The 24601-nt window shown below is 72.2% G+C and carries 16 protein-coding genes; 10 read left to right on the plus strand and 6 right to left on the minus strand.

What is annotated here, in order from left to right; all coding sequences use genetic code 11:
• On the minus strand, window positions 1–690 hold the full coding sequence (locus tag OCS65_RS15275; protein ID WP_065922552.1) for an HAD family hydrolase: 690 nt from the start codon (window positions 688–690) through the stop codon (window positions 1–3).
• Entirely contained in the window at window positions 683–4252 is a 3570-nt protein-coding gene (metH, locus tag OCS65_RS15280) for a methionine synthase (protein ID WP_029543737.1), read from the minus strand. Before metH ends, OCS65_RS15275 begins: the two co-directional genes overlap by 8 nt.
• Window positions 4253–4303: 51 nt before the next feature.
• Here metH and OCS65_RS15285 point away from each other — a divergent pair, with 51 nt between their 5' ends.
• From OCS65_RS15285 to OCS65_RS15300, 4 genes are all read left to right on the plus strand, one after another.
• Window positions 4304–5197, plus strand: a complete 894-nt coding sequence (locus tag OCS65_RS15285) for a PAC2 family protein (RefSeq protein ID WP_006931159.1) — start codon at window positions 4304–4306, stop codon at window positions 5195–5197.
• Complete coding sequence (locus tag OCS65_RS15290) at window positions 5194–6333, plus strand: MFS transporter (RefSeq protein WP_006931157.1); 1140 nt, start codon at window positions 5194–5196, stop codon at window positions 6331–6333. The genes OCS65_RS15285 and OCS65_RS15290 overlap by 4 nt, the downstream gene beginning before the upstream one ends.
• 90 nt (window positions 6334–6423) lie before the next feature.
• Window positions 6424–8934, plus strand: a complete 2511-nt coding sequence (gene nirB, locus OCS65_RS15295) for a nitrite reductase large subunit NirB (protein WP_006931156.1) — start codon at window positions 6424–6426, stop codon at window positions 8932–8934.
• Window positions 8931–9266 (plus strand): Rieske (2Fe-2S) protein, encoded by a 336-nt coding sequence (locus OCS65_RS15300; RefSeq protein WP_006931155.1) that lies wholly within the window; start codon window positions 8931–8933, stop codon window positions 9264–9266. The genes nirB and OCS65_RS15300 overlap by 4 nt, the downstream gene beginning before the upstream one ends.
• On the opposite strand, the gene OCS65_RS15305 is transcribed toward OCS65_RS15300, so the two are convergent.
• Complete coding sequence (locus OCS65_RS15305; RefSeq protein ID WP_231385904.1) at window positions 9253–10149, minus strand: DUF4436 family protein; 897 nt, start codon at window positions 10147–10149, stop codon at window positions 9253–9255. The genes OCS65_RS15300 and OCS65_RS15305 overlap by 14 nt on opposite strands.
• A gap of 365 nt (window positions 10150–10514) precedes the next feature.
• Between OCS65_RS15305 and OCS65_RS15310 the strand changes: the two genes are divergently transcribed.
• Window positions 10515–11600, plus strand: a complete 1086-nt coding sequence (locus OCS65_RS15310) for a hypothetical protein (protein ID WP_029543732.1) — start codon at window positions 10515–10517, stop codon at window positions 11598–11600.
• 6 nt (window positions 11601–11606) lie between these two features.
• Here the strand turns inward: OCS65_RS15310 and OCS65_RS15315 are convergent, their stop codons facing one another.
• Entirely contained in the window at window positions 11607–12665 is a 1059-nt protein-coding gene (locus tag OCS65_RS15315) for a tyrosine-type recombinase/integrase (RefSeq protein WP_202917443.1), read from the minus strand.
• Window positions 12666–12889: 224 nt separating this feature from the next.
• Window positions 12890–13909, minus strand: a complete 1020-nt coding sequence (locus tag OCS65_RS15320) for an NAD(P)/FAD-dependent oxidoreductase (protein WP_185113654.1) — start codon at window positions 13907–13909, stop codon at window positions 12890–12892.
• A gap of 80 nt (window positions 13910–13989) precedes the next feature.
• Here OCS65_RS15320 and OCS65_RS15325 point away from each other — a divergent pair, with 80 nt between their 5' ends.
• The 5 genes from OCS65_RS15325 (at window position 13990) to OCS65_RS15345 (ending at window position 23293) form a co-directional block, all read left to right on the plus strand.
• Complete coding sequence (locus tag OCS65_RS15325; RefSeq protein ID WP_006939377.1) at window positions 13990–14595, plus strand: helix-turn-helix domain-containing protein; 606 nt, start codon at window positions 13990–13992, stop codon at window positions 14593–14595.
• Between the two features lie 528 nt (window positions 14596–15123).
• Window positions 15124–16128: a hypothetical protein gene (locus tag OCS65_RS15330; RefSeq protein ID WP_263507238.1), complete on the plus strand. Its 1005-nt coding sequence runs from the start codon at window positions 15124–15126 to the stop codon at window positions 16126–16128.
• A 183-nt stretch (window positions 16129–16311) separates the two neighbouring features.
• Window positions 16312–17778 (plus strand): TIGR02677 family protein, encoded by a 1467-nt coding sequence (locus tag OCS65_RS15335; RefSeq protein WP_006939368.1) that lies wholly within the window; start codon window positions 16312–16314, stop codon window positions 17776–17778.
• Window positions 17775–19145, plus strand: coding sequence for a DUF2398 family protein (locus OCS65_RS15340; RefSeq protein WP_006939367.1), 1371 nt, complete (start codon window positions 17775–17777; stop codon window positions 19143–19145). Before OCS65_RS15335 ends, OCS65_RS15340 begins: the two co-directional genes overlap by 4 nt.
• Window positions 19142–23293, plus strand: coding sequence for a TIGR02680 family protein (locus OCS65_RS15345; RefSeq protein ID WP_006939366.1), 4152 nt, complete (start codon window positions 19142–19144; stop codon window positions 23291–23293). Before OCS65_RS15340 ends, OCS65_RS15345 begins: the two co-directional genes overlap by 4 nt.
• A gap of 277 nt (window positions 23294–23570) precedes the next feature.
• Here the strand turns inward: OCS65_RS15345 and OCS65_RS15350 are convergent, their stop codons facing one another.
• Window positions 23571–24536: an alpha/beta hydrolase gene (locus tag OCS65_RS15350; protein WP_185712755.1), complete on the minus strand. Its 966-nt coding sequence runs from the start codon at window positions 24534–24536 to the stop codon at window positions 23571–23573.
• Between the last annotated feature and the right edge of the window lie 65 nt (window positions 24537–24601).

Genomic DNA, 24601 nt, shown 5'->3' on the forward strand with positions numbered 1-24601 from the left:
TCAGCACGCCCCCGGCAGGTGCAGCGCGTGCAGGTCCGCGACGGTCAGCCCGTCCAGGGTCTCGCGGAACACCCGCCGCGGCGAGGTCGGCACCTCCGTCAGCGACGGCACCACCAGCACCGTGCAGCCCGCGGCCTCCGCCGCCGCCGCCCCGGTGGGCGAGTCCTCCACCGCCAGGCACTGCGCCGGCTCGAGCCCCAGCAGCTGCGCCGCCCGCAGGTACGGAGCCGGATCCGGCTTGCCGGCCGGCACCTCGTCGCCGCACACCGAATGGTCGAAGTGCTCGCGCCCGAGCGTGTCCAGGGCGAACTCGCACAACGTCCGGTCGGTGTTGGTGACCAGCGCCGACCCGAGCCCGGCGGCGCGCACGGCCCCCAGCGTCCGACGCGCCCCGGGCCGCCACGGCAGCCCCTGCGCGAACAGCTCCCCCATGCGCCCGTACAGCCACGTCTTCGCCGCGGCCAGGGCGTCGGGATCCGGTTCGAGGTCCAGCGACGCGAACACCGTCCGCAATGCGAACGCGCTCGACGCCCCGATCGTCGCCCGCCGTGTCTCGTCCGCCATCGGCCCGCCCAGGCGCAGCGACAGCTCCCGGATCCCGATGTCCCACAGCGTTTCCGATTCGAGCAGGGTGCCGTCCATGTCCCACAGGACGGCCCGCAGCGTCGACGTGGTCACCGCACTAGACATTGAAGTACTTCGCCTCCGGGTGATGCAGGACGAACGCGTCGGTGGACTGCTCCGGATGCAGCTGCAGCTCCTCCGACAGCTCCACCCCGATCCGGCCCGGTTCGAGCAGCTCGACCAGCTTGACGCGGTCCTCGAGATTCGGGCACGCCCCGTACCCGAACGCGAACCGCGCCCCGCGGTAGCCGAGCTTGAAGAACTCGGCCACGTCCGCCGGATCCTCCTCGGCCAGGGTGTGGCCGCCGGCGAGCACCAGCTCCTCTCGGACCCGCCGATGCCAGTACTCGGCCAGCGCCTCGGTCAGCTGCACACCGATGCCGTGCACCTCCAGATAGTCCCGGTAGGAGTTCGACGCGAACAACTCGTTCGCGAAGTCCGCGATCGGCTGCCCCATCGTCACCAGCTGGAACGGCAGCACGTCCACCTGCCCCTCGGCCCGCGCATCCGCCCGCGACCGCACGAAGTCGGCGATGCACAGGAACCGGCCGCGCTGCTGCCGCGGATACGTGAACCGGTAGCGCTCGGCGGCATCCGGATGCGGCTCCGCCAGCACCACCACGTCGTCGCCCTCCGACACCGCCGGGAAGTACCCGTACACCACCGCAGCGTGCGCCAGGATCCCCTCGGTGGACAGCCGGTCCAGCCAGTACCGCAGCCGCGGCCGGCCCTCGGTCTCCACCAGCTCCTCGTAGGTGGGCCCGTCCCCGGTGCGCTGCCCGCGCAGCCCCCACTGCCCCAGGAACAGCGCCCGCTCGTCGATCAGGCCGGCGTAGTCGGCCAGCGCCACCCCCTTGACCACCCGGGTGCCCCAGAACGGCGGGGTGGGCACCTCGAGGTCGGCGGCCACATCGGAGCGCTCCGGGACCTCGACCGGCGTCTCGGCGGCCTTGCGCTTCTCCGCGATCCGCCGCGACCGCTCGTGCCGGGCCTTGCGCTCGGCGGCCTTCTCCCGCGCCGCGATCGCCTCCGGGCTGTCCGCCGCCGGGCCCTCGCCGCGCTTGACGGCCATGACCCGGTCCATCAGATGCAGGCCCTCGAACGCATCACGCGCGTAGGACACCTGCCCCTCGTAGATCTCGGCCAGGTCGTTCTCCACGTAGGAGCGGGTCAGCGCGGCACCCCCGAGCAGCACCGGGAACCGCTCCGCCACCCCGCGATGGTTGAGCTCCTCGAGGTTCTCCTTCATCACCACGGTCGACTTCACCAACAGCCCGGACATGCCGATCACGTCGGCGTTCTTGTCCACCGCCGCGTCCAGGATCGTCGCGATCGGCTGCTTGATGCCGAGGTTGACCACCTCGTAGCCGTTGTTGCTCAAGATGATGTCGACGAGGTTCTTGCCGATGTCGTGCACGTCGCCCTTGACGGTGGCCAGCACGATCCGGCCCTTGCCCTCGTCGCCGGTGGACTCCATGTGCGGCTCGAGATGCGCGACCGCCGCCTTCATCACCTCGGCGGACTGCAACACGAACGGCAGCTGCATCTGCCCCGAGCCGAACAGCTCCCCGACCGTCTTCATCCCCGACAGCAGCGTGTCGTTGATGATCGCCAACGGTGGGGTCGTCTGCATCGCCTCGTCCAGATCCGCCTCGAGCCCGTTGCGCTCGCCGTCGACGATCCGCCGCTCGAGCCGCTCGAACAGCGGCAGCGCGGCCAGCTCCTGCGCGCGGGACTCCCGCGACGACGCCGCCGACACCCCCTCGAACAGCGCCATCAGCTTCTGCAGCGGGTCGTAGCCCTCGCGCCGCCGGTCGTACACCAGATCCAGCGCCGTCTCGCGCTGCTCGTCCGGGATCCGCGCCATCGGCAGGATCTTCGACGCGTGCACGATCGCCGTGTCCAGCCCCGCCTGCACACACTCGTGCAGGAACACCGAGTTCAGCACCTGCCGCGCCGCGGGGTTCAGGCCGAACGACACATTCGAGATGCCCAGGGTGAAGTGCACCCGCGGATGCCGCCGCTTGATCTCGCGGATCGCCTCGATCGTCTCGATGGCGTCCCGGCGGACCTCCTCCTGACCGGTGGAGATCGGGAACGTCAGGGCGTCGACGATGATGTCCTCCTCGCCGAGCCCCCATCTGCCGGTCAGATCCGCGATCAGCCGCTCGGCGATGCGCACCTTGTGCTCGGCGGTGCGGGCCTGGCCCTCCTCGTCGATGGTCAACGCCACCACCGCGGCGCCGTGCTCGACGACGTGCTCCATGATCCGCTCGAACCGCGAACCGGGGCCGTCGCCGTCCTCGTAGTTCACCGAGTTCACCGCGCACCGGCCCCCGAGATGCTCGAGGCCGGCCCGGATCACGTCCGGCTCCGTCGAGTCGATCATGATCGGCAACGTCGACGCCGTCGCCAGCCGGCCCGCCAGGTCCGCCATGTCGACGGCGCCGTCGCGGCCCACGTAGTCCACGTTCAGATCCAGCAGGTGCGCGCCGTCGCGGATCTGGTCCTTCGCGATGTCCAGGCACTTCTGGTGGTCCCCGGCGAGCATCGCCTCCCGGAACGCCTTCGACCCGTTCGAATTGGTGCGCTCCCCGATCATCAGGATCGACGAGTCCTGCTCGAACGGCACCGCCGAGTACAGCGACGACACGCCCGGCTCCGGCCGGGGGCCGCGCTCGGCGCGCTCGGTCGCGTGCACCGCCTCGGCGACCTGCCGGATGTGCTCGGGGGTGGTGCCGCAGCAGCCGCCGACCAGCGCCAGACCGAACTCGGCGACGAATCCGCTCAGCGCCTCCGCCAGCTCTTCCGGCGTCAACGGGTACTCGGCGCCGTTCGCTCCCAGCACCGGCAGGCCCGCGTTCGGCATCACCGACACCGGCAACCGGGCGTGCTTGGACAGATGCCGCAGGTGCTCGCTCATCTCCTCCGGGCCGGTCGCACAGTTCAGCCCGATCAGATCGATGCCCAGGGGTTCGAGCGCCGTCAGGGCCGCCCCGATCTCGCTGCCGAGCAGCATCGTGCCGGTCGTCTCCATCGTCACGTGGGTGACGATCGGGATGCGCCGGCCCGCCCGCTCCATCGCGCGGCGGCTGCCGACGATCGCGGCCTTCGCCTGCAGCAGGTCCTGACAGGTTTCGACGAGGATGGCGTCGGCGCCGCCGTCGAGCATGCCCAGCGCCGACTCGGTGTAGGCGTCGCGCAGCGTGGCGAACGGGGCGTGACCGAGGGTGGGCAGCTTCGTGCCCGGACCCATCGAGCCGAGCACGAACCGGCCCATGCCGTCCGGGCCGGGACCCATCTCGTCGGCCACCTCCCGGGCCAGGCGGGCGCCGCGTTCGGACAGGTCACGGATGCGATCGGCGATGTCGTAGTCGGCGAGATTGGGCAGGTTGCAGCCGAAGGTGTTGGTGGAGACGGCATCCGCCCCGGCCTCGAAGTACGCCCGGTGGATCCCCCGGATGACGTCGGGCCGGGAGTCGTTGAGAATCTCGTTGCACCCCTCGAGGCCGCGGAAGTCGTCCAGACTCAGATCCGCGGCCTGCAACATCGTGCCCATCGCCCCGTCTCCCACGACAACGCGCTGCGAAAGCGCATCGAGCAAGGCAGAGTGCAATGGGGTGGACATGCGTTCCAGACTAGTGGGCGGCCCGTCCGGCTCTCGCCGTAGGCTGGACAGGTGAGTGCAAGCGAGTTCGCCGAGACCCCGGAACCGGACGTGCCGACCCTGCGTGACCCGGTGCTGGTCGCCGCGTTCGAAGGGTGGAACGACGCCGGGGACGCGGCCAGCGGCGCCGTCGAACACCTCGAGCTCATCTGGGACGCCGAACCGTTCGCCGAACTGGACTCCGAGGACTACTACGACTACCAGGTCAACCGCCCCATGGTGCGTCTCGTCGACGGCGTCACCCGCGAGATCGAATGGCCCGCTACCCGCCTGTCGGTGTGCTCACCCCCCGGCAGCGACCGCGACGTGGTGCTGCTGCGCGGCATCGAACCCAACATGCGCTGGCGCAGCTTCTGCGACGCCATCATCGAGCTCGCCGACGAGATCGGCGTGCACACCGTCGTCATCCTCGGCGCCCTGCTCGCCGACACCCCGCACACCCGGCCCGTCCCCGTCACCGGCACCGCCTACAGCACCGACGCCGCCAAACGCTTCAACCTGGAAGGCTCCCGGTACGAGGGCCCCACCGGCATCGCCGGGGTCCTGCAGGACGCGTGTGTCCGCGCCGGCGTGCCCGCCGTGTCGTTCTGGGCCGCCGTCCCCCACTACGTGTCGCAACCCCCCAACCCCAAGGCCACCGTCGCGCTGCTGCGCCGTGTCGAGGACGTCCTCGACCTCGAGGTGCCTCTCGGCGAACTGCCGATCCTCGCCGAGGAGTGGGAACAGACCGTCACCGCGATGACGGAGGACGACGAGGAGATCGCCGAATACGTGCGGGCCCTCGAGGAACGCGGCGACGCCGAATCCGACATCTCCGACGTCATCGCCAAGATCGACGGCGACGCCCTCGCTGCCGAATTCGAACGCTACCTGCGGCGACGGGGCCCCGGCGGCTTCACCCAGTGAGCGCGGCACGCGCGTCGCTGCAGCGTGCCGCCCTCTACGCCGGTGGATTCCTCGGACCCTTCGGCGGTGGAGTCGTGGCGTCCGTGCTGCCGGAGATCGGCGCGGCCACCGGCGTGAGCGCCGGCGCGGCCGCGAGCACGCTCACCGCGTACCTCGGGCCGTTCGCGCTGACCATGCTCGTCTCCGGCACCCTCGGGGCACGGTGGGGACGGGTCCGCACCGTCCGCACGGCGTACATCGCGTACACCTGCGCGTCGCTGGCGTCCGCGCTCGCCCCCACCCTCGGGCTGCTGCTCGCGTCCCGCGCGTTGCAGGGCGTGGCCAACGCCTTCACCACCCCGCTGCTGCTCGCCGCGCTCGCCGCGATCGTGCCGCGGGCGCGGCTGGGCCGCGCCCTGGGCCTGTTCGGGGCGATGCAGGCCGCCGGGCAGACCTCGGCCCCGCTCGTCGGGGGCCTGGCCGCCGAGGTCGACTGGCGGTGGGCGTTCGTCGTGATCGCCGCCGCCGCCGCCGTCCTCGCCGTGATCGGGCTGCCCGAACAGCTGACCGCCCTCACCGGAGAGCCGCCGCCGCGGCTGCGCGACGCGCTGCGCCCCGACGTGTTGCGCATCGGTGTCGTCGCACTGCTCGGCTGGGGCGCCCTCGGCGGCCTGAACTTCCTGCTCGCCTTCCGCGCCGAGGACGTCTTCGGCCTGACCCCCACCCAGCGGGGCCTGCTCCTGACCGGATTCGGGGTCGCCGGCATCCTCACCGCCCGCCGCGTCGGCACCCTCATCGACCGCATCGGCGCCCGCCGCACCGTCCTGCTCGGCGCACTCGCCGGCGCCGCCCTCGTCGTCGTCGCCGGCACCGCCGGACTGCTGTGGCTGGTCGCGGCCGCCTGGTTCGTCGCCGGCATCGCCTCGCAGTGCGTGCTCGTCGGTGTCAACGCCGCGGTCCTCGGCTCCCGGGGCCGCAACCGCGGCGGCGCCGTCTCCGTGGTGCAGGCCTTCCGGTTCTCCGGCGGCGCCGTCGCCCCGCTGGCGCTGACGCCGCTCTATGCCGCGGCGCCGGTCGCGAGCTTCGTCGTGCCCGCCCTCGTGCTCGCCGTCGTCGCCCCGCTGGCGATGCCACGCCGCGACACCGCCCCCGGCTGACACCCCCACCCCGGCGGCGGTGAGCACTTCCTGACCGCCGCGTAACCCCGGTGCCGCCGATCCGTCACCGCCCCCGGCAACCCTGGACGCATGACCCCAACCGCGTCGCACCCCCACGGCCCGCGCCGACGGCTGCTCGTCGTCGGCAACGGCATGGCCGGCGCCCGCACCGTCGAGGAGATCCTCGCGCGCGGCGGCCGGGACCAGTTCGAGATCACGATGATCGGCGACGAGCCGTACGGCAACTACAACCGGATCATGCTCTCCCACGTGCTGGCCGGCCAGGCCGACGTCGACGACGCCGAACTCGTCCTCAACCCCATGAGCTGGTACCGGGAGAACGGAGTCACACTCCACGCCGGCGACCGCGCGACCCACCTCGACCGGTTCGGCAAGGTCGTCACGTGCGAATCCGACCGGCAGGTCCCCTACGACCTGCTCGTCGTCGCGACCGGGTCGAACACCTTCTTCCCCAACATGGACGGCCTGCGCGAACCCGACGGCCGGCTCGGCCGCGGCGTCTTCGGCTTCCGCACCCTCGCCGACACCAACGGCATGCTGCAGATGGCCGACGCCCACGACGACGTCCGCGCCGTCGTCGTCGGCGGCGGCCTGCTCGGCCTCGAAGCCGCCTACGGGCTGCGCACCCAGGGCCTGACCGTCACCGTGGTGCACTCGCCCACCCACCTGATGAACCAGCAACTCGACGAACGCGGCGGCCGGGTGCTGCGCACCGAGATCGAGAAGCTCGGCATCACCGTCCACACCGGTACCCGCACCACCGCCGTCCTGCGCGACGACCACAGCCGGGTCACCGGCGTGCAGTTCGCCGACGGCACCGTCGTCGACACCGACATGGTCGTGGTCACCGCCGGCATCCGCCCCAACACCGAATTCGCCCGTGCCGGCGGCATCGTCGTCGAACGCGGCATCGTCGTCGACGACCAGATGCGCTGCGAAGAGGAGTCGAGCATCTACGCCGTCGGCGAGTGCGCCCAGCACCGCGGCGAGGTGTACGGCCTCGTCGCCCCGGTATGGGAGCAGGCGGTCGTCCTCGCCGAGCACCTCACCGGTGCGAATGCGCACGCCGCCTACCAGGGATCCCGCACCAGCACCAAGCTCAAGGTCGCCGGCATCGACGTCGCCTCGATGGGGGTCAAGGAACCCGAGCACGAGGACGACGAGTTCGTCCAGTTCTACGATCCGCGCAGCGGCATCTACAAGAGCATCGTCGTGCGCGACGGCCGGCTCGTCGGCGCGATGCTGCTCGGCGACGTGAGCAAGGCCGCCACCCTCGCCCAGGCCTTCGACGGCAAGCTCGAGATCCCGGCGGACCGCGCGGCGCTGCTGTTCGACCTCGGCGACCCGCAGGGCGCCGACGTCGCCGCAGACCTGCCGGACGAGACCCAGGTGTGCAACTGCAACGGCGTCAGCAAGGGCGACATCGTCGCGTGCGTCCACGACGGCGCCGACACCCTCGTGCAGGTGTGCGCCCGCACCCGCGCCGGGAAGGGCTGCGGCTCGTGCAAGGGCCTGGTCGCCGACATCGTCGCCTGCGCCGCCGGCGGCGCCCTCGCCGAGGACCCCGCCGCGAACTGGTACGTGCCGTGCATCCCGCTCGCCAAACCGGACCTGATCGCCGAGATCCGCCGCCGCGACCTGCGCGCGGTCTCCCAGGTCTTCGCCGAACTCGCCACCGGCGGTCGCGAGGATGCCACTGCCAAGATGCCGCTCGCGTCGCTGCTGCGTACCGTGTGGGGCCCCGACTGGGTCGACGAACGGGGTGCGCTGTTCATCAACGACCGTGTCCATGCCAACATCCAGCGCGACGGCACCTTCTCCGTGGTGCCGCAGATGAAGGGCGGGGTCACCACCCCGGACCAGCTGCGCCGCATCGCCGACGTCGCCGACAAGTACGGCGTGCCCATGGTCAAGGTCACCGGCGGCCAACGCATCGACCTGCTCGGCATCCGCAAGGAGGACCTGCCCAAGGTGTGGGCCGACCTGGACATGCCCTCCGGATACGCCTACGGCAAGAGCTTCCGCACCGTCAAGACCTGTGTCGGCAGCGACTTCTGCCGGTTCGGTCTCGGCGACTCGACCGCCCTCGGCATCGCGCTCGAGGAGCGCTTCCAGGGGCTCGAGACACCCGCCAAGCTGAAACTCGCCGTGGCCGGATGCCCCCGCAACTGCTCGGAGGCGCTGTGCAAGGACTTCGGCGTCGTCGCGGTCGGCGACGGCCGCTGGGAGATCTACGTCGGCGGCGCCGCCGGCGCCCACGTCCGCAAGGGCGACCTGCTCGCCACCGTCGGCTCCGGCGAAGAAGTCCTCGCCCTCGCCGGCCGGTTCATCCAGCACTACCGCGAGAACGCCAAGTGGCTCGAACGGACCTACGACTTCGTGCCCCGCATCGGCATCGACCGGCTCCAGGCACTGCTGGTCCGAGACGAGGAGGACATCGTGACCGGACTCGACGAACGCGTCGGCACGGCCGTGGCGGGATACCGGGACCCCTGGCTCGAACGGACCACCCCGAAGTCGCCGGCGCAGTTCAGCCCCGCGCTGCCGTTGCTCCCGCTGCCGCAGGTGCCGGTCCGATGACCACGACCGAAAGCCGGACCACCGCAATGGAGTACGCGGTCGGCGCGTTGACCGACCTGACCCCGGGCGAAGGCCGCACGTACACGGTGGGCGGACGGCAGATCGCCGTGTTCCTGCTCGGCGACGGCGCCGTCCGAGCCCTGGACGCGGTGTGCCCGCACCGGGGCGGACCGCTCGCCGACGGACAGATCGACGACGACCTCGTCGTATGCCCCCTACACCAGTACGCATTCGTGTTCGACACCGGCCGATGCACCGCGCCCGGCATCGACCCGGTCCGCACCTACCCGGCGCGCGTGCACGACGGGCGGATCGTCGTCACCGTCGGGTGAGCGAGGGGTGGCTGTCGCGCCACCAGCAGAACACGTACAGCGTCAGAGCCGCGACGAGGGCGGTGACCACCCACATGGTCACCGCCACGTCGACCCACGACCCGATCGGCGGTGAGCCCGGCAGGATGCCCCGCAGCGGCACCACCGCGAACAGCATCGCCGCCATCCACGCCAGCATGTCGGTCTCCACCGCGCGGCGCCGCCGGAACGTCTGTACCGCGACGAACGCGGCCAGGACCGCGAGGACAACCATCATCAGCAGCAGGATCGCCGCGTACACGAGAGTGCCTCCGGTGCGCGTGAACACCACCTCGGTGCCGTCGACGCCATCGGGAAAGCCGAGCTCCGGAGCGGCGACGACGGTCCCCTGGTCGATCGCCCACCCGTCGATGCGGCCGTCGATCAACACGTCCGACGGCACCGGTTCTCGCTCCGACCCCTCCCCCACATCGGCCTCCACGACGACCGGCGTGACATCGAAGGTGTCGAACGGCCAGCGGATCGCCTGGCCGCGCGCAAGCAGTTCCACCGGGTAGCCGACGGGCACGGAATGGGCCGGGAAGAACAACTCCGACTGTGAGACGGCCGGCACTAGCAACACACTCAGCGGCACGGCGAGCGTGGCCCCGTTCGCATCGAGAAACGAGTCCCCGGGATAGATGGTGACCTCCGCATGCACCCGGTCGACCGTCGGCTGCAGCGACTTCATCGTCACCACCACGAGCACCGAGTCGGCATCGACGTTAACCGGCCGCCATTCCCGCGACTCGTGCGTGCTCACCCCGAACAGGACGAGTACGCCCAGGTATGCGGCCGTCACCGCCGCCCCGAGCGACACCAGCAGAGTCCGGCGAGACGGGCGATTCGGACGTGGCGCAGGCATTCCCGGACTGTAGCCCGCTGGGCCGCTGCCGACTCGTTTGTTCTTGGCGTATTTGGGTGCGGTTTTGTCGTGAAGTGAGGGTGATTTCGGTATTTTTTTTATTTCCGTCAGACTCAGAATATGGATACTACAAAGCGCCAGTCGAGAGCAGGACCCCTCGACTCACCCCAGCCGGCGGCCCGACCCCCTCCTCACGCGTCCGTTCCGCCGTTCCGTCTCCCCCGATCGAATCGGGTTGCCCTCCGGATCAAGATGTCGTGGTGGGGTGCGTGTCGCGGTCTCCTCCCCTGGCCGGGTCGGCCGGATGGCGGTGTGTTCGTGAATTGAAGAGCTTCCGTGTCGTACCGATTACCTATTGTGAAGACATGACAGCATCCGCCCAGCCCACAGAACCGGTCGACAGCGCGCTGGGGCCCCGCCCGGAGCGCCCCATCGACATCTACCGTCGCTCGATCGCCGTGGTGGAAGCGTGTCTGCCCCTGGGCTGGACTGCCACGTCCGACCGCCCCCGCTCCCCTGCCGCCCCCGAGCGCATCCTCGTGACCGCACCCGACGGCGAGTCGGTGTCGTACGCCGTCATCGCGTCCCGCGGAGTGCTCAGCGGGGACGTCGCGCGCATCGCCGCCGAACTGTCCGAGTCCGACCGGGGATTCGTGTGCGCGCACTACCTTTCCGATCCGGTGCGGCGCCAGCTCGACCAGCACGGCATCTCGTACTCCGACGCGACCGGGAATCTCACGCTCGTCGCGTCCCGGCCGGCGATCTGGGTGCGCAACCGGGGCGCCGACGCCGACCCGTGGCGCGGGCCCGGCCGTCCGTCGGGCGTGCTCACCGGTGAACCGTCCGAGCGAGTCGTCCGGGCACTTGCCGACTTCACCGGCGAGATGTCGGTGCCGGAACTGATCCGGCTGTCGGGCGCCTCCACCGGCGCCACCTACCGTGTCGTCGAGGTACTCGGGGAGCGGGAGCTGATCCGCCGCATTCCGCGCGGTCCGATCACCATGGTGCACTGGGAGAAGATGCTGCGAGCCTGGGCAGCGGACCGCAAACCCTGTACCACAAGGGGGTTCGCCGCACCGGACGGCGTCGGCACCGTACGGGCCGATCTCTCCGAACCGCTCGACCTGAGCTATGCGATCACCGGCCTCGGCGCCACCGACTACGCGGCCGCCGATCTTCTCGAGGTGTACGCCGACGACCCGGATGCGTTCGCCCAGGCACTCGGTCTGCGCCCCGTCGATCGCGGAGCCGACGTCGTGGTGGCCACGCCGTGGTCGTCGGTGGTGTTCGAGCGGATGCAGCGGCGCGACGGCCTGCGCTTCGCGGCACCGTCCCAGGTCTATGCAGACCTGCTGGCCGGACCGTTCCGCAACCTGAACGCCGCCGAACATCTACTGGCGGCGCTCACCGCCGACCAGAGCGCCTGGCGCCGACCCGTCGGTCGCACCTGACCGCGGTCAGAGGCCCAGCGTGGTGACGGCATTGCCGACGAGTCCGGCGTGCTGGCGGCTGTAGAGCGCCACCATCCGCTCGTCGGAATGCCCCGTCTGCGTCATGATCGTCTGAGTCGTGGCTCCGTTGCGGACGGCTTGGGTGACGAACCCGGCGCGCAGGCTGTGCCCGCCGAGCGTGGCGACCACCTCGGCGGCGAACCCGGCCTGCCGCGCCCGCCGCTGGATCATCGAGTGCACCGACTGCCCGCTCAGGGCACCGCTCCCGACGGCACCGGTGCGGTGGATCGTGCGGAACAGGGGCCGCTCGGCACGCCCCTCCCCCGGCGCCACACCGCGGCAGCAGTGCTCGTCGCCGGCGGCACGATCGTCGGTCAACAGCTCCCGGACTGCGGCCCCACCGTCCGCGTCCCACACGTCGAGCACCTCGCGCCAGCGCCGGTAGGCGCACACCGGACAGGTCCGCGGATCGCGGCCGTACGGAAGCGTGACGGTACGTCCGCGTGCGTCGCGGTCCGCCTTCGATCGGCGGATCGTCACGTACAGCCCGTCGGACCGATGGGCGACGACGTCGGAGGTGGTGAGGGCGGACAGCTCCGACCGCCGCATCGCGCCGGCCAGTCCGAGCAGCAGCAGGGCGGAGTCGCGGCGCTCGGCTACGCGGTCCGGCCACTCGGTGGCGCCGGCGCGCATCGCTCCGACGATCGCACGGATGTCGTCGGTGAGCAGTGGGGTGCGGCGTGCCGGGGGCGTCGCACGGGTCCGCCGGATGCCGCGCACCACGTCGCGCACCGCCTCGTGGTGTCCCGGTTTCGGCAGGCCCGCGAGGGCGTGCACCTTGTTGATCGTCGCGACCCACCGCGCGAGGGTCGACGGGGCGTAGGCCCAGCGCCCGTCGGGTCGAAGCTCGCCCGCCTTCTCGGTCAGGTACCAGCCCACGAGTTCGGGTGGCGCCGGTAGCGGCACGTGGCCCACGGCGTCGCACCACCGGGCGAACTTGCTCCAGTCGCTGGTCAAGGCCGCTCGGGTGTTGTCCGACGCGGCCTTGGCTCGGAGTCGGCGCATCGCCTCCTCCACCCCGGCGGGAAGTACCGGCGTGGTGATCGACGCCTCGAGGGACGCGTTGCCCGGCAACTGATTCGTCACGGTGACACCACTCCTCATGCCGAGTCGACCGCCTTCGCGGAACGGACGATACGCGCCTCGGCCGGAAACCCCGCCTCGGCGACGCCGATCAGCGCGGCGCGCCCGGCTCGGGCGCGCCGCGCGAGGGACCGGTCCGTTGCGGTTCACACGCCGCAGCGGGGGTCACCCTCCGCGGGTTCGGGCACGCGCGCTTGCGACCGGGCCGGGAACCGTTCCCGGTAGGCGTCGACCGCCCGGCGGGTCTCCTCGGCGACCAGGTCGGCGTTGATCTGGGCAGCGGCGGCCGCGCCCGCCGCTGCGGCCGCGCCGACCTGGGCGGCCGGATCGGTGACGTTCCCCGCCACCCACACTCCGGGGACGTCGGTGCGGCCGGTTGCATCCGCGGGGATGTGCTCTCCGACCCCGGCCGGGTGCTCCACGGCCCGCAGGCCGAGCGCCGCGAGGAAACCGGCGCGCGCCACCATCCGCGGCGCGACCACCAGCGCCTCCCGGGCGATCGTCCCGCCGTTGCTCAGCCGTACCCCGGTGAGGCGGTCGTCGACGATCTCCACGGCGGTCACCTCGCCGTCGACCACCCAGACGCCACGGGCGACCAGCTGCTCCGCCTGCTCGGCGGCAGGCGCCGGCGCGATGTGGGTGAAGAATGTGACGTCGGCGCTCCACTGCCGGAACAGCAGGGCCTGGTGCACCGACATGGGTCCGCTCGCCAGCACACCGATGGCCCGGTCGCGGACCTCCCAGCCATGGCAGTACGGGCAGTGCAGCACATCTCGCCCCCAGCGCGCCCGCAGCCCGGGCACGTCGGGAAGCTCGTCGACCAGCCCGGTGGTCACCAGCAGCCGGCGGGCGCGGGTCACCCGGCCGTCGGACAGGGTCACCTCGAACCCGCTCTCGCGGCGGGTCACGGCGGTCACGTCCGCGTGCACCACGTCACCGCCGTAGCCGCGGACCTCGTCTCGGCCGCGGCCGAGCAGTTCGGCCGGCGGGATCCCGTCCCGGGCCAACAATCCGTGCACGCCCGCAGCCGGAGCGTTGCGTGGGGCGCCCGCATCGATGACGACCACCGACCGCCGCGCCCGGGCGAGCATCAGCCCCGCATTCAGCCCGGCAGCCCCGCCGCCGATCACCACCACGTCGTATTTGTTTCCGAGCAGATCGCTCATCTCGATCACCTCCACGACGACTATGCGAGCCGACGGGAAGAACCCGCAACGTTGTTTGCCGATATGGCAAAGCGTGGGGCATGGACGACCTCGACCGAGCGCTCGAGACGGTCGGGCCCCGGCTTCGCGCGCTGCGGCGCAAACGCGAGACCACGTTGGCCGATCTCTCGGCAGCGACGGGCATTTCAGTGAGCACCCTGTCCCGACTCGAGTCCGGCACCCGCCGACCGACGCGCGAACTGTTGCTGCCCCTGGCCCGCGTGCACGGGGTGATGCTCGACGAGCTGGTGGGCGCCCCACCGACCGGCGACCCGCGCATTCATCTGCGTCCGATCACTCGTCACGGCATGACCATGGTGCCGCTCACCCGGCGCGCCGGCGGCATCCAGGCGTACAAGCTGGTGATCCCCGCCGACAGCGGCCGCGGGGAACCGGATCGCCAGACCCCTGAGGGCTACGAGTGGCTCTACGTCCTCAACGGACGGCTGCGACTCGTCCTGGGTGAGGACGACCTGGTTCTCGTGCCCGGGGAGGCGGCCGAGTTCGACACTCGCGTGCCGCATTGGTTCGGCGCCGCCGATGCCGCACCGGTCGAGTTCCACAGCCTGTTCGGCAAGCAGGGCGAACGGGCGCACCTTCGTGCCCGACCGGCCTCGAAAATCGTTCCGCACCAGCCTGATCCGTAGCCGGGCACCCGGTGCGCCCCGCCCCGGCGGTGGGCCCGGAAGGGCCGACGGGCCACCGCCGAGTCCGTCGTGGCACCCTCCCCACTTTTCGAACCCCCCGCACCCCTGACTCACCATAAGGGGGAGTTATGACGATCAAGCCAACCCATGCATATGTGCGTACCTCTGCCTCTCCCGAGCAACGATTGGACCGATTGCTCGTAACGTTTCGAGTTTCGCATCGCCTCACTAACCTCTTGAACTGGCATTACTATATTTAATTCATTTCATTTCGTAATTATTTTCATTTCGTGATACGTACGGATAACCCGGATGAACACTCCGGAGTCCGATATCGAGCCCGCGAAGGCCCGGGCGGAAGGCCCCCTCTCCTCGTGGGTGTGGCGGATGGTTTCGCTTGAGAAGCGACTGGGATGGAGTATTCGGTAAATTAATGTATTCCGTATGAATCCGATTCCGTAACCGTGTTTCGGCCCCTTCCCCCACCTGATAGATATGGCTGCAACCACTGCCCGAGACGAGGACTCCGTGAGCGAAGCGAGCACCGGCGAATCCCTACCCGACGAGCGCCCGAAGCCGGGACGACCGCGGAAGTACGCGTCCGCCGCCGACCGGGTCCGGGCCTACCGGGAACGGGAACGACAGAAGAGGGAGGCGGCCTCGCTGGCCGAGCCGACCACTCCCCCGGGTCCGGCCGAAGCAGCCACCAACCTGGCGTCCGCCGTCGTCGCACTCCGCACCCTGAGCGCGACGACGCTCGAGCAGTACAGCGCCGTCGCCGCGCAGATCACCGCCGCCGTCGACAAGCTCACCGACCCGGACGCGCTCGAGGCGCAGATGAACCGGGCCACCACGGAACTGGCGAAGGTGAAGGCGGACGCGGACGCCAGGATCGCCCGCCTGCGCGAGCAACTCGCCCAGGCGACCGAGGACCGCGACAACGCGGAGACCGCCGTCGAGGCCGTCGACCGGGAGCTGGCGGACGCCCGCGCGGCGCACGACACCCGGATCCGGGAACTGGAGACCGCACATCGCGACGAGTCGACGCGAGCGGCCCAGGAGCACGCGGACACCCTGCGCACCTGGCAGGAACGCATCGATGCCACCGCGGCCGCGCACGCCGCGGAGCTCGCCGAGTACCGGTCGACCGTCACCACCCAGCAACAGCAGCTCGCCCGGCTCGAATCGGAACTCGCGACCCTGCGTGACGATCTGGTGCACACCCGCGCCGCCGCGGAGAAAGAGGCAGCCACGGCCGCCGCGGCCACCGCCCGGCTCGACACCGATCTCACCGCGGAACGCGCCCGCGTCGAGAAGCTGCGCGGCGCCCTGGAAGAGGCCCGCATCGCGGCGGCGGCCGCCCAGGCCGCCGAGACCGCGGCCCGCGACCGGGGCGACGAACTTCGGGCCGAGATCATCGACCTGCGCGGCGAGCGGGATCGGCTACGGGTCGACCTCACCGCGGCGCGCGCCGCAGCGGCCGAGTCCCGCCACGAGGCGGACACGACGCAGACGGCGCCGGCCGAGAGCTGACCGGGCGGCGGGATCCCCGACCTCGGCGGCGGCCGGACGCCCATGAGGGGCACGGGCTGCACCTCCGCCCGGGTGTGGCGCGCACGGCACCGGGGGTTGCGCGGCACGAGGGCCGCCCCCGCCTACCCTGTCACGGTGAACGAAACGCAGCCGCCCGCCGGGCCCACCGATCCGGGGGCCGGGGTGCAACACGACCGGCTCCGGTTGTTCTCGTTCGCGACGGCCGAGAAGCGGGCCGAATACCTCTGGGTGCTGCGTGCTTTCGACCTCGCCCGCGCCAACTACGTGGTGCTGCTGCACGCCGCCGAGGTCGCGGCGATCCTCGAGCGGACCGGCTCGGCGGATCCGGCGGCGGCGCTGTCGGCCCAGGACGTCGCACCGCTGCTCGAGCAGCTGCACGCCTGGGGTGTGCTCGAGCGCAGCTACGACGGCACCCGGGCGGCGTCGCTGGCCGAGTACCGCAACCGGCACTACGTGTATCAGTTCGGCCGGGCCGGTTATCACGCCTTCCGGGCCGTGGAGGATGTGCTGCGGGCGCGCGGCGAGGACGCGTCGCTGTCGCGTCTCGCGCTGGCGGATCTGCTGGCCGACCTGACCGAGCTGGCGGCCGCGAACGCGGCCGGGGACGGAGAGCTCATCTATCGCAAGCTGTCGCGGCTGGACACGACGTTGTCGGACATGGCCGAGCGGGCCGCGGGGTTCTATCTGATGCTCGGTGACCTGGTGCGCACCACCGAGGTCACGCCCGAGTCGTTCCTGGCGCACAAGGATGCGGTGCTGGCGCACATGCGCGAGTTCAGCACGGACCTGGCCCGCTACGCACCGAAGCTGGCGGCCGCGCTGGCACGGGTGCAGGAGACGGGGATCGACCGCATGCTGGGGTTCGCCGCCGCGCACGACGAGCGGGTGCTGCTGCCCGCACCCGAACGGCAGGCGGACTGGCGAGCCCGATGGCGCGGCCTCGAGCGGTGGTTCGTCGGCGCCGGGGACGTGCCGAGCGAGTCGGAGCGGTTGCGGGAGGGCACGATGAGCGCGATCGCGGCGGTGCTGGCGCTGCTGCGCCGGGTGACGGAGACCCGGCGCGGCGGGGTGAGCCGCGAGTCGCAGCTGCGGCACCTGGCCGGCTGGTTCGCGGCCGCGCCGAGCGAGGAGTCGGCGCACGCGCTGTTCGGAGCGGTGTTCGACCTGGGCCGCCCGCGTCACTTCTCCGCCGTGCATCCCGACCCGGAGACGATCCCGGTGACGACGTCGTGGTGGGAAGCGGCACCCGTCCCGATCGCCCGGACGCTGGCCGAGACCGGGCGCACCCCGTCGGCGGGGGCGCCGGCGCGGGTGCAGCGCAACGAATCCGGGATCCGGCGGTTGCGGGAGCGGCAGCTGGCGGCGCAGCGGGCGCGGGCCGAGGCGGCGCGATCCCTGGCGGCGGGCGGCGTGGACGAGCGGGAGTTGTCCGAGCCGGAGACCGAGGTGCTGTTGAGCCTGCTCGACGCGGCGCTGTCGGCGCGCGTTCCGGTCAGCGGCACCGTGCCGGGGGCGACGGGCACGCAGAACGGGGTGCGGCTGACGTTGAGCCCGGCCGCGGAGGGCACGGTGGTACGCACGGCGCGGGGCCGGCTGCATCTGGACGGGCTGCGGGTGAGCGTGCAGTGAGGGCCCGGCGGATCTCGCCGCTCGACCGGGATTCGTACCAGCGGGCGGCGCGCCTGATCCTGTCGCACCATCTGGTGACCGCGCAGTACCCGGACCGGGCCGCGCTGCCGCTGCTGCGCCGGTGGGCGACGGAGCTGCGGGAGGACCTGCTCGAGTTGTTCGGATACCGGCTGGAGGTGACCGAGACGACCGCGCGGTTGTTCACCGTCGCGGACCGGCTCGATCCCGGGGGCGGCGCGCGCACGGTCACCGACCGGCCCTTCGACCGTCGCCGGTACGCCTACCTGGCGCTGGCGCTGGCGGCGCTGGGACGCGCCGGCGGGCAGATCACGCTGTCGGAACTGGCCGAGCAGGTCGCGTCCGAGGCCGGCCAGGTGCCCGGGGTGGAGCTGGCCACCGAGCGTGCGACCGACCGGGACGCGTTCGTCGACGCGGTGGCGTGGCTCGCCGCGCGGGGGGCGATAACGCTGGCGGACGGCGACGCCGGCGGCTGGGTGTCGGATCCGGACCGGGGTGAGGCGCTCTACGACATCGACCGGCCCGTGGTGGCGGCGCTGTTCCGGCCGCCGCGCGCGCTACAGCACCTGCGCTCGGTGCGGGGCCTGCTCGCCGCCGGTGACGGCCGCGACGGGGACCGGATCGCGGACACCGCCGAGGTGGCACGGCGGGTACGGCGGGCGCTGGTGCAGCGACCGGTGGTGTACGCCGAGGAACTCGACGACGACGCGCGGCTGCAGCTGGCGCTGCCACGGACGACCGCGGGGATCGAGCTGCTGACGGGGCTGGTGGCCGAGCGGCGCGCGGAGGGCGTCGCGCTGGTCGATTCGTCGGGGCGGATGTCGGATCTGCGGTTCCCGGGGGTGGGAACGGTTCCGCAGGTGGCGTTGTTGCTGGCCGGGGAGATCTGTGCGCGGGTGTCGGATCCGGAGTCGGTGCCGGTGCGGTTGCCGAGGCCGGCGGATGCGGAGGCGGAACTCGAGGCGGGACTGGACGCGGCGATTCCGGCGGCCGGGGTGTTCGCGTCGCTGGCCGGTGATGCCGGCGCCGGGCCGGCGGACACGACACCGGCGCAGCAGCCGGCGCCGACGCATCCGCTGGTCGAGGACAGCTGGCTGGCGGAGACGGCGGCGAGGCTGGTCGACGAGTTCGGCCGTACCTTCGCCGCGCAGTGGCAGGCCGACCCGGCGGGCCTGCTGGAGGCGGCGGTGACGTTGTTGCAGCGGCAACGGTTGGTGGCACGGGTGCCGGGCGGGGTGCTGGCGTTGCCGGCGCTGGCCCGGTTCCGGGGAGTGGTGGTGACGGTGCGCGAACGCGACCCGCGCCTCGCGCCGGCCGGTGAGGATTCGAACGAAGCGGAGATGTCGTGAGCAGTGCCCGTTTCCGGCCGACACGTGCCGGGATCATCAATCTGTGGGACTACCGGGACCAGGAGTTCTCGTTCGCGGACGGCCGGCTGGTGCTGCGCGGGCCCAACGGGTCGGGCAAGACCAAGGCGCTCGAGGTGCTGTTCCCGTTCGTGTTCGACGGGCGTATCGAGCCGCGGCGGCTGAACCCGTTCGCCGGCGAGGAGCGCACAATGCGGTCCAACCTGCTGTACCAGGGGCAGGACAGCGCGTATTCGTATGTGTGGATGGAGTTCTGCCGCGGCCGCCGGGACGATCCGGAGGCGGTGACCGTGGGGGTCGGGATGCGGGCGGCGCGCGGCAACGACAAGGTCACGCGGTGGTATTTCGTCGTCGACGGCCGGGTCGGTGTGGACTTCTCGCTGCTGGATGCGGCCGATCGCCCGCTGACGCGACGGCAGCTGATCGAGGAGGTCGGGGCCGACGCGGTCACGGACCGGCCGGTGGACTACCGGGCGGCGATCGATGCGCGGTTGTTCGGGCTCGGGATCGAGCGGTACGACCAGCTGATCAACCTGATCCTGACGCTGCGCCGGCCGCAGCTGGCCAAGAACCTGGACCCGAAGGGGTTGTCGCAGGCGCTGACCGACGGGTTGCGGCCGCTGGACGAGCAGCTGGTGCTCGAGGCGGCGCGGTCGTTCGCCGACATGGAGGAGGTCTCGCGCGCGCTGGAGTCGCTGGCGGCGGCGGACGAGGCGGCGCAGCGGTTCGTCGCGGTGTATGCGACCTACCTGGGTCAGCAGGCCCGCGCCGACGTCGACCGGCTCGGGGCGCGGTTGGCGGCGGTCGAGAGCGGGAGTGCGGAGTGGACGGCGTCGGTGACGGCGTTCGACCGGGCCGGCGCGGAGCGGGCGCAGGCCCACGAGCGGCTCGAGCTCGCGGAGCGGGACCTCGAGCAGGCCCGGGCGACTCTCGAGGCGCTGCAGCGGTCGAGCGCGTACGAGGGCAAGCAGCAGCTCGACGATCTGGCGCAGGTGGTGGCGGACCTCGAGCGCACCACGGCCGGGCAGGCGGAGCAGGCGCAGCGCGCGAGGGCGGAGCTGGCGCAGCGCGACGAGGAGGCGCGGCGGGCCGCGGCCGCGGCGACGGACGCGGCGGCCGCGGTGGGCCGCGCCGAGGACGCACTCGCCGCGGCGGCGCGGGATGCGGGTGTGGAGTGGGCGCCGCCGGCCGAGGACGCGCCGGGCGAGCAGATCGCGGCGACGGTGGCGGCGTGTGCGGAGGAGCGGGCCGCGGATGTGCGGGCGGTGCGGGCGGCGGTGGCGGCCGCGGAGGGCGCGGCGGCGGCGCGGGTGCGGGCCGAGACGACCGCCGAGCGGGGCCGGGCGCAGCTCGAGTCGGCCCGGGCGGCGGTGGCCACGGCGGACGCGGTGGTGGAGCTGGCCCGCGCGGAGGCGTCGAACCTGTTGCGGGAGTGGTGGGTCGGTCACCGGGACACGTGGTCGGTGCTCGGCCTGCCGGAGGAGCTGGTCGAGGCGCTGGCCGCGGCGATCGCGGCGGCCGGCGACGACGAGGCCGCGACGCCGGCGGCGGCGCTGGCCGAGCGCACGGCCCCGGTGGTCGAGGAGTTGCGGTTCCGCGGCCGCGGCCTGGAGGCGGAGATCACGCACGCGCGGGAGCGGATCGCGGTGTTGCGGGCCGAACGGGACCTGGTCGAGGCCGAGCGCGACGACGCTCCCCCGTCGTTCCCGATGCGGCCGACCGGGTCGTCGGACCCGTCGGGGGCGCCGCTGTGGCGGCTGGTGCGGTTCGCGGACGACGTGAGCGCGGAGGCGGCCGCGGGACTCGAGGCCGCGCTGGAGGCGGCGAACCTGCTGACGGGCTGGGTGTGCGGCGGTGCGGGGGACGTGCCCGCGGGGGCGGTCGCGCTGATGCCGGTGCCGCCGGCGCAGCGCCCCACCGGCCGGACGTTGGCCGACGTGCTGGTGGTGGAGCCGGACACCGGGGTGCCGGCCGAGCGGGTGCGGGCGGTGCTGGCGTCCGTCGCGGTGCGGGATGCGGTGACGGACGAGACCGGCCCGGCCGTCGACGAGCGGGGCGGCTACCGCCAGGGGGTGCAGCTGGGTCGGCACACGAAGGCGGAGGTCGAGTACATCGGGGCCACCGCGCGGGCCCGTCGCCGTCGCCTGCGGGTGACCGAGCTCGACGCGGAGATCGCCGCGGCGCAGAACCGGATGGCGGGCGCGGAGGCGGAGCGGGCGGAGCTCGACGGACGGCTCGCGCAGCTGGAGCGGGCCGCGGCGGCGGTGCCGCGCACCGGCGCGGTGCTGGCGGCGCTGCGGAAGGTCAGCGAGTGCGCGGGTGCGCTGCGCACTGCCGGGGAGGCGGCGGCCGCGGCGGACCGGGACCTCGATCAGGTGATCGCCGAGTGCGCCGTGAAGGAGCAGCGGGTGCGCTCGGTCGCGGCCCGGCACCGGGCGCCGCACACGGCCCGCGAGCTCGAGCATCTGGCGGCGGCGATCCGGTTCTTCGAGTCGCAGGGCCAGGCGGTGCTGCGCGCCCGGCGTGAGCACGTCGCCGCGGCCGAGCGGGCGCGGGAGGCGCAGGTGCGGCGCGACGACGCCCGGCTGGCGGCGGAGGAGTCCGCCGAGCGGGCGGTGACGGCCGAGGAGTCGCTGGGGCAGCAACAGCAGCGGCTGGGGACGCTGCGCGAGGCGTTGGGTGCCGACGCGCAGCAGATCGACGCGCAGCTCGCGCAGGCGCGCGAGCGGATCGAGGCGGCGCGGGTGGAGCAGCGCGCCGCGCGCCGCGCGCACGACGACGCGGTCGAGCGGCTCGGGAAGGCGGAGGCGGCGCACGTCGCGGCGGAGCAGGCGCTGCGGTCGGCGCTGACCGAGACGCGGGCCGACGCCGCACAGCTGGCGCCGTATGCGCGGCCGGACGTGCTGTCGCTGCTGGGAATCTCGGAGGAGCTGCGGTGGCCGTCGGCGGCGGCGTGGCCGGCGCCGGAGCAGGTGGTGGACCGGCTCGCCCGGGCGGGCGGGGACGTGCCTGCGGTGCCCGCGGAGGTGGGGGCGCTGTACGCGGCGCTGGCGGCGGCGACGGCGACGATCAAGGGCGGGGACGGTGCCCGCAAGGCGGCCCGGTCGGCGTTGACGTCGGCGTTACAGGAGTTCGACGGGCAGCTCGCGGCGGCCGGTCAGGACTATCGGCTGCAGTGGGACGCGCCGGACGGGTTGACGGTGGTGCGGGTGCAGGACGAGCAGGGGTTTTCGTCGGTGGCGGAGTTCGCGGTGCGGATCTCGGCGGCGCGGCGGGATCAGGAGCTACTGCTGACCGACGCGGAGCGGCGCATCCTCGAGGATGCGCTGCTGGCGGGGCTGGCGCAGCAGATCCACGAGCGCACCGAGGACGCGCGGGATCTCATTGCCCGGATGGGGGCGGAGATGCGGCAGCGGCGCATGTCGTCGGGTACGACGGTGGGGGTGCGGTGGGTGCCGGCCGATCATCTCGACGATCAGGCGCGGGCGGTGTGCCGGCTGCTGGACCGGGAGGTCTCGGCGCTGGGGCCGGTGGAGCTGGCGAGCGTCCGGGCGCATTTCGCGGCGCGGATCCGGGCGGAGCGGGCGGCGCATCCGGAGCGGTCGTATCCGGAGATCCTGGCGACGACGCTGGATTACCGGCGGTGGCGGGTGTTCGCGTTCGGGTTGATCGGGGCGGACGGCGCGGAGGACCGGCTGACGGTGGCGCGGCATTCGGCGTTGTCGGGGGGTGAGCAGTCGGTGTCGCTGCATCTGCCGTTGTTCGCGGCGGCGCATGTGATGCTGGATTCGGCGGATCCGCAGGCGCCGCGGCTGCTGGCGCTGGACGAGGCGTTCGCCGGGGTGGACGACAACGGCCGGGCGGAGCTGCTCGGGTTGAGCGTGCAGTTCGACCTGGATCTGTTCATGACGGGCTACGACCTGTGGATCACGTATGCCGGGGTGCCGGCGTGTGCGCACTACGATCTGGCGCATTCGGTGGCCGAGCACACGGTCGGGGCGACGCTGCTGGTGTGGTCGGAGGGCGGGTTGCTCGCCGAGCACGACGGGTCGGATCTGGCGGCGGCGCTGGGGTCGCCGGGCACGCGGCGGGTGCCGGTGCCGGTGGAGGGGGCGCTCGAGTTCGCGTAGGCGTGCGGGCGCTCCCCTACCGGATCGATGCGGGAGTCGGTGTATCCACCTCTGCTCTGATGTGCCGGCGGCGGGTGCTGTCTCTGGGCTGGGCGTGAGTTTGGTCTTCGGGTGGTATGTGTTTCGCATTTCATGGTATTCCGTAATGCTCGGATTTTTCTGGTGACGTTGTGATGCGTCGCAAACAGCAGGCCCCCGACGTCGAGTCGGCGCAGGTGCGATACCGATGCGCGTAGGGCGCAGGTCCGCCGCCCACAGTGCGCAGAACCGTGCGGAGCTATGTCCGCGCGATCTCGTGCAGGTACAGGCACACCTCGTCGATCGCCTGTTTCGTCTGCGCGAACATGCCGATCTCGGTGAAGAAGCCATGGAAGACGCCGGTATACCTGGTAAGCGAGACGGGGACGCCGTCACGCCGCAGCCGTGCCGCGTATGCCTCGGCGTCGTCCCGGATCGGGTCGACCTCTGCGGTCAGGATGAGGGCGGGCGGCAGGCCGCGCAGCGACTCGGCGCGCAGGGGTGCCGCGAGGTGGTCGCCCATCCGGTGTTCCGGGCCGATGTATTGGTCCCAGCACCAGCGCGCATCCGCGGTGCTCAACAGCGGTGCGTCGGCGAAGTCCGACCACGACGGCGCGGTGAATGTCCCGTCGACGGCGGGGTAGGCGAGCACTTGGGTGACCGGGAGGGGGCTGCGCTCGTCGCGTCGGTACAGGCACAGGGCGGCGGCGAGATTGCCGCCCGCGGAGTCGCCCCCGACCGCGAGGCGCCCCGGATCGATGCCGAGCTCCGGTGCTGTCCGGGTCAGCCACCCGTAACCGTCGATGCAGTCTTCCAGTGCTGCCGGGTATGGGTTTTCGGGGGCCAGGCGGTAGTCCAGGGATAGGACGGTCCAGCCGGACCCGGCGGCGATCGCGCGGCACAGCTTGTCGGCTCCGTCCAGGGTGCCCAGGACGAAACCGCCGCCGTGCAGGTAGACGAGGGCGGGCCTGCCACCGTTCGGAGCGGCACTGTCTGCGCGGTACAGGCGAGCCCGGATCGTACCTGCACGGGTCGGGACGGTCAGTTGTCGGACCTGATCCAGCGGCGTGAGCGGCTCGGCGGGTGCAGCCGTGTTCAGGAGCGCCCGGGTCCGCTCCGGTCCCAGCTGTCGGATGGGTTTCCGCAGGACCTGGGTGATCATCCGGGCCGCGGCCTTGGCATCGTCGTCGAGCAGATTCCACCAGGCGGGTGCGTTGTCGTTCATCTCGGGAACCTCGCAGGTCTTTGACAAGAAGTGATCTGTGCCTCATCATCATAGTCAGATGACCA

The organism is Rhodococcus aetherivorans, assembly GCF_025722975.1.
GTDB classification, from domain to species: domain Bacteria; phylum Actinomycetota; class Actinomycetes; order Mycobacteriales; family Mycobacteriaceae; genus Rhodococcus; species Rhodococcus aetherivorans.

What these genes read in the sequence shown, in the direction of transcription:
- metH (WP_029543737.1), bottom strand. Translation starts at nt 4,252, where the DNA reads ATGTCCACCCCATTGCACTCTGCCTTGCTCGATGCGCTTTCGCAGCGC.
- OCS65_RS15325 (WP_006939377.1), top strand. Translation starts at nt 13,990, where the DNA reads ATGGACGACCTCGACCGAGCGCTCGAGACGGTCGGGCCCCGGCTTCGC.
- OCS65_RS15350 (WP_185712755.1), bottom strand. Translation starts at nt 24,536, where the DNA reads ATGAACGACAACGCACCCGCCTGGTGGAATCTGCTCGACGACGATGCC.
- OCS65_RS15315 (WP_202917443.1), bottom strand. Translation starts at nt 12,665, where the DNA reads ATGCGCCGACTCCGAGCCAAGGCCGCGTCGGACAACACCCGAGCGGCC.
- OCS65_RS15275 (WP_065922552.1), bottom strand. Translation starts at nt 690, where the DNA reads ATGTCTAGTGCGGTGACCACGTCGACGCTGCGGGCCGTCCTGTGGGAC.
- nirB (WP_006931156.1), top strand. Translation starts at nt 6,424, where the DNA reads ATGACCCCAACCGCGTCGCACCCCCACGGCCCGCGCCGACGGCTGCTC.
- OCS65_RS15320 (WP_185113654.1), bottom strand. Translation starts at nt 13,909, where the DNA reads ATGAGCGATCTGCTCGGAAACAAATACGACGTGGTGGTGATCGGCGGC.
- OCS65_RS15300 (WP_006931155.1), top strand. Translation starts at nt 8,931, where the DNA reads ATGACCACGACCGAAAGCCGGACCACCGCAATGGAGTACGCGGTCGGC.
- OCS65_RS15305 (WP_231385904.1), bottom strand. Translation starts at nt 10,149, where the DNA reads ATGCCTGCGCCACGTCCGAATCGCCCGTCTCGCCGGACTCTGCTGGTG.
- OCS65_RS15310 (WP_029543732.1), top strand. Translation starts at nt 10,515, where the DNA reads ATGACAGCATCCGCCCAGCCCACAGAACCGGTCGACAGCGCGCTGGGG.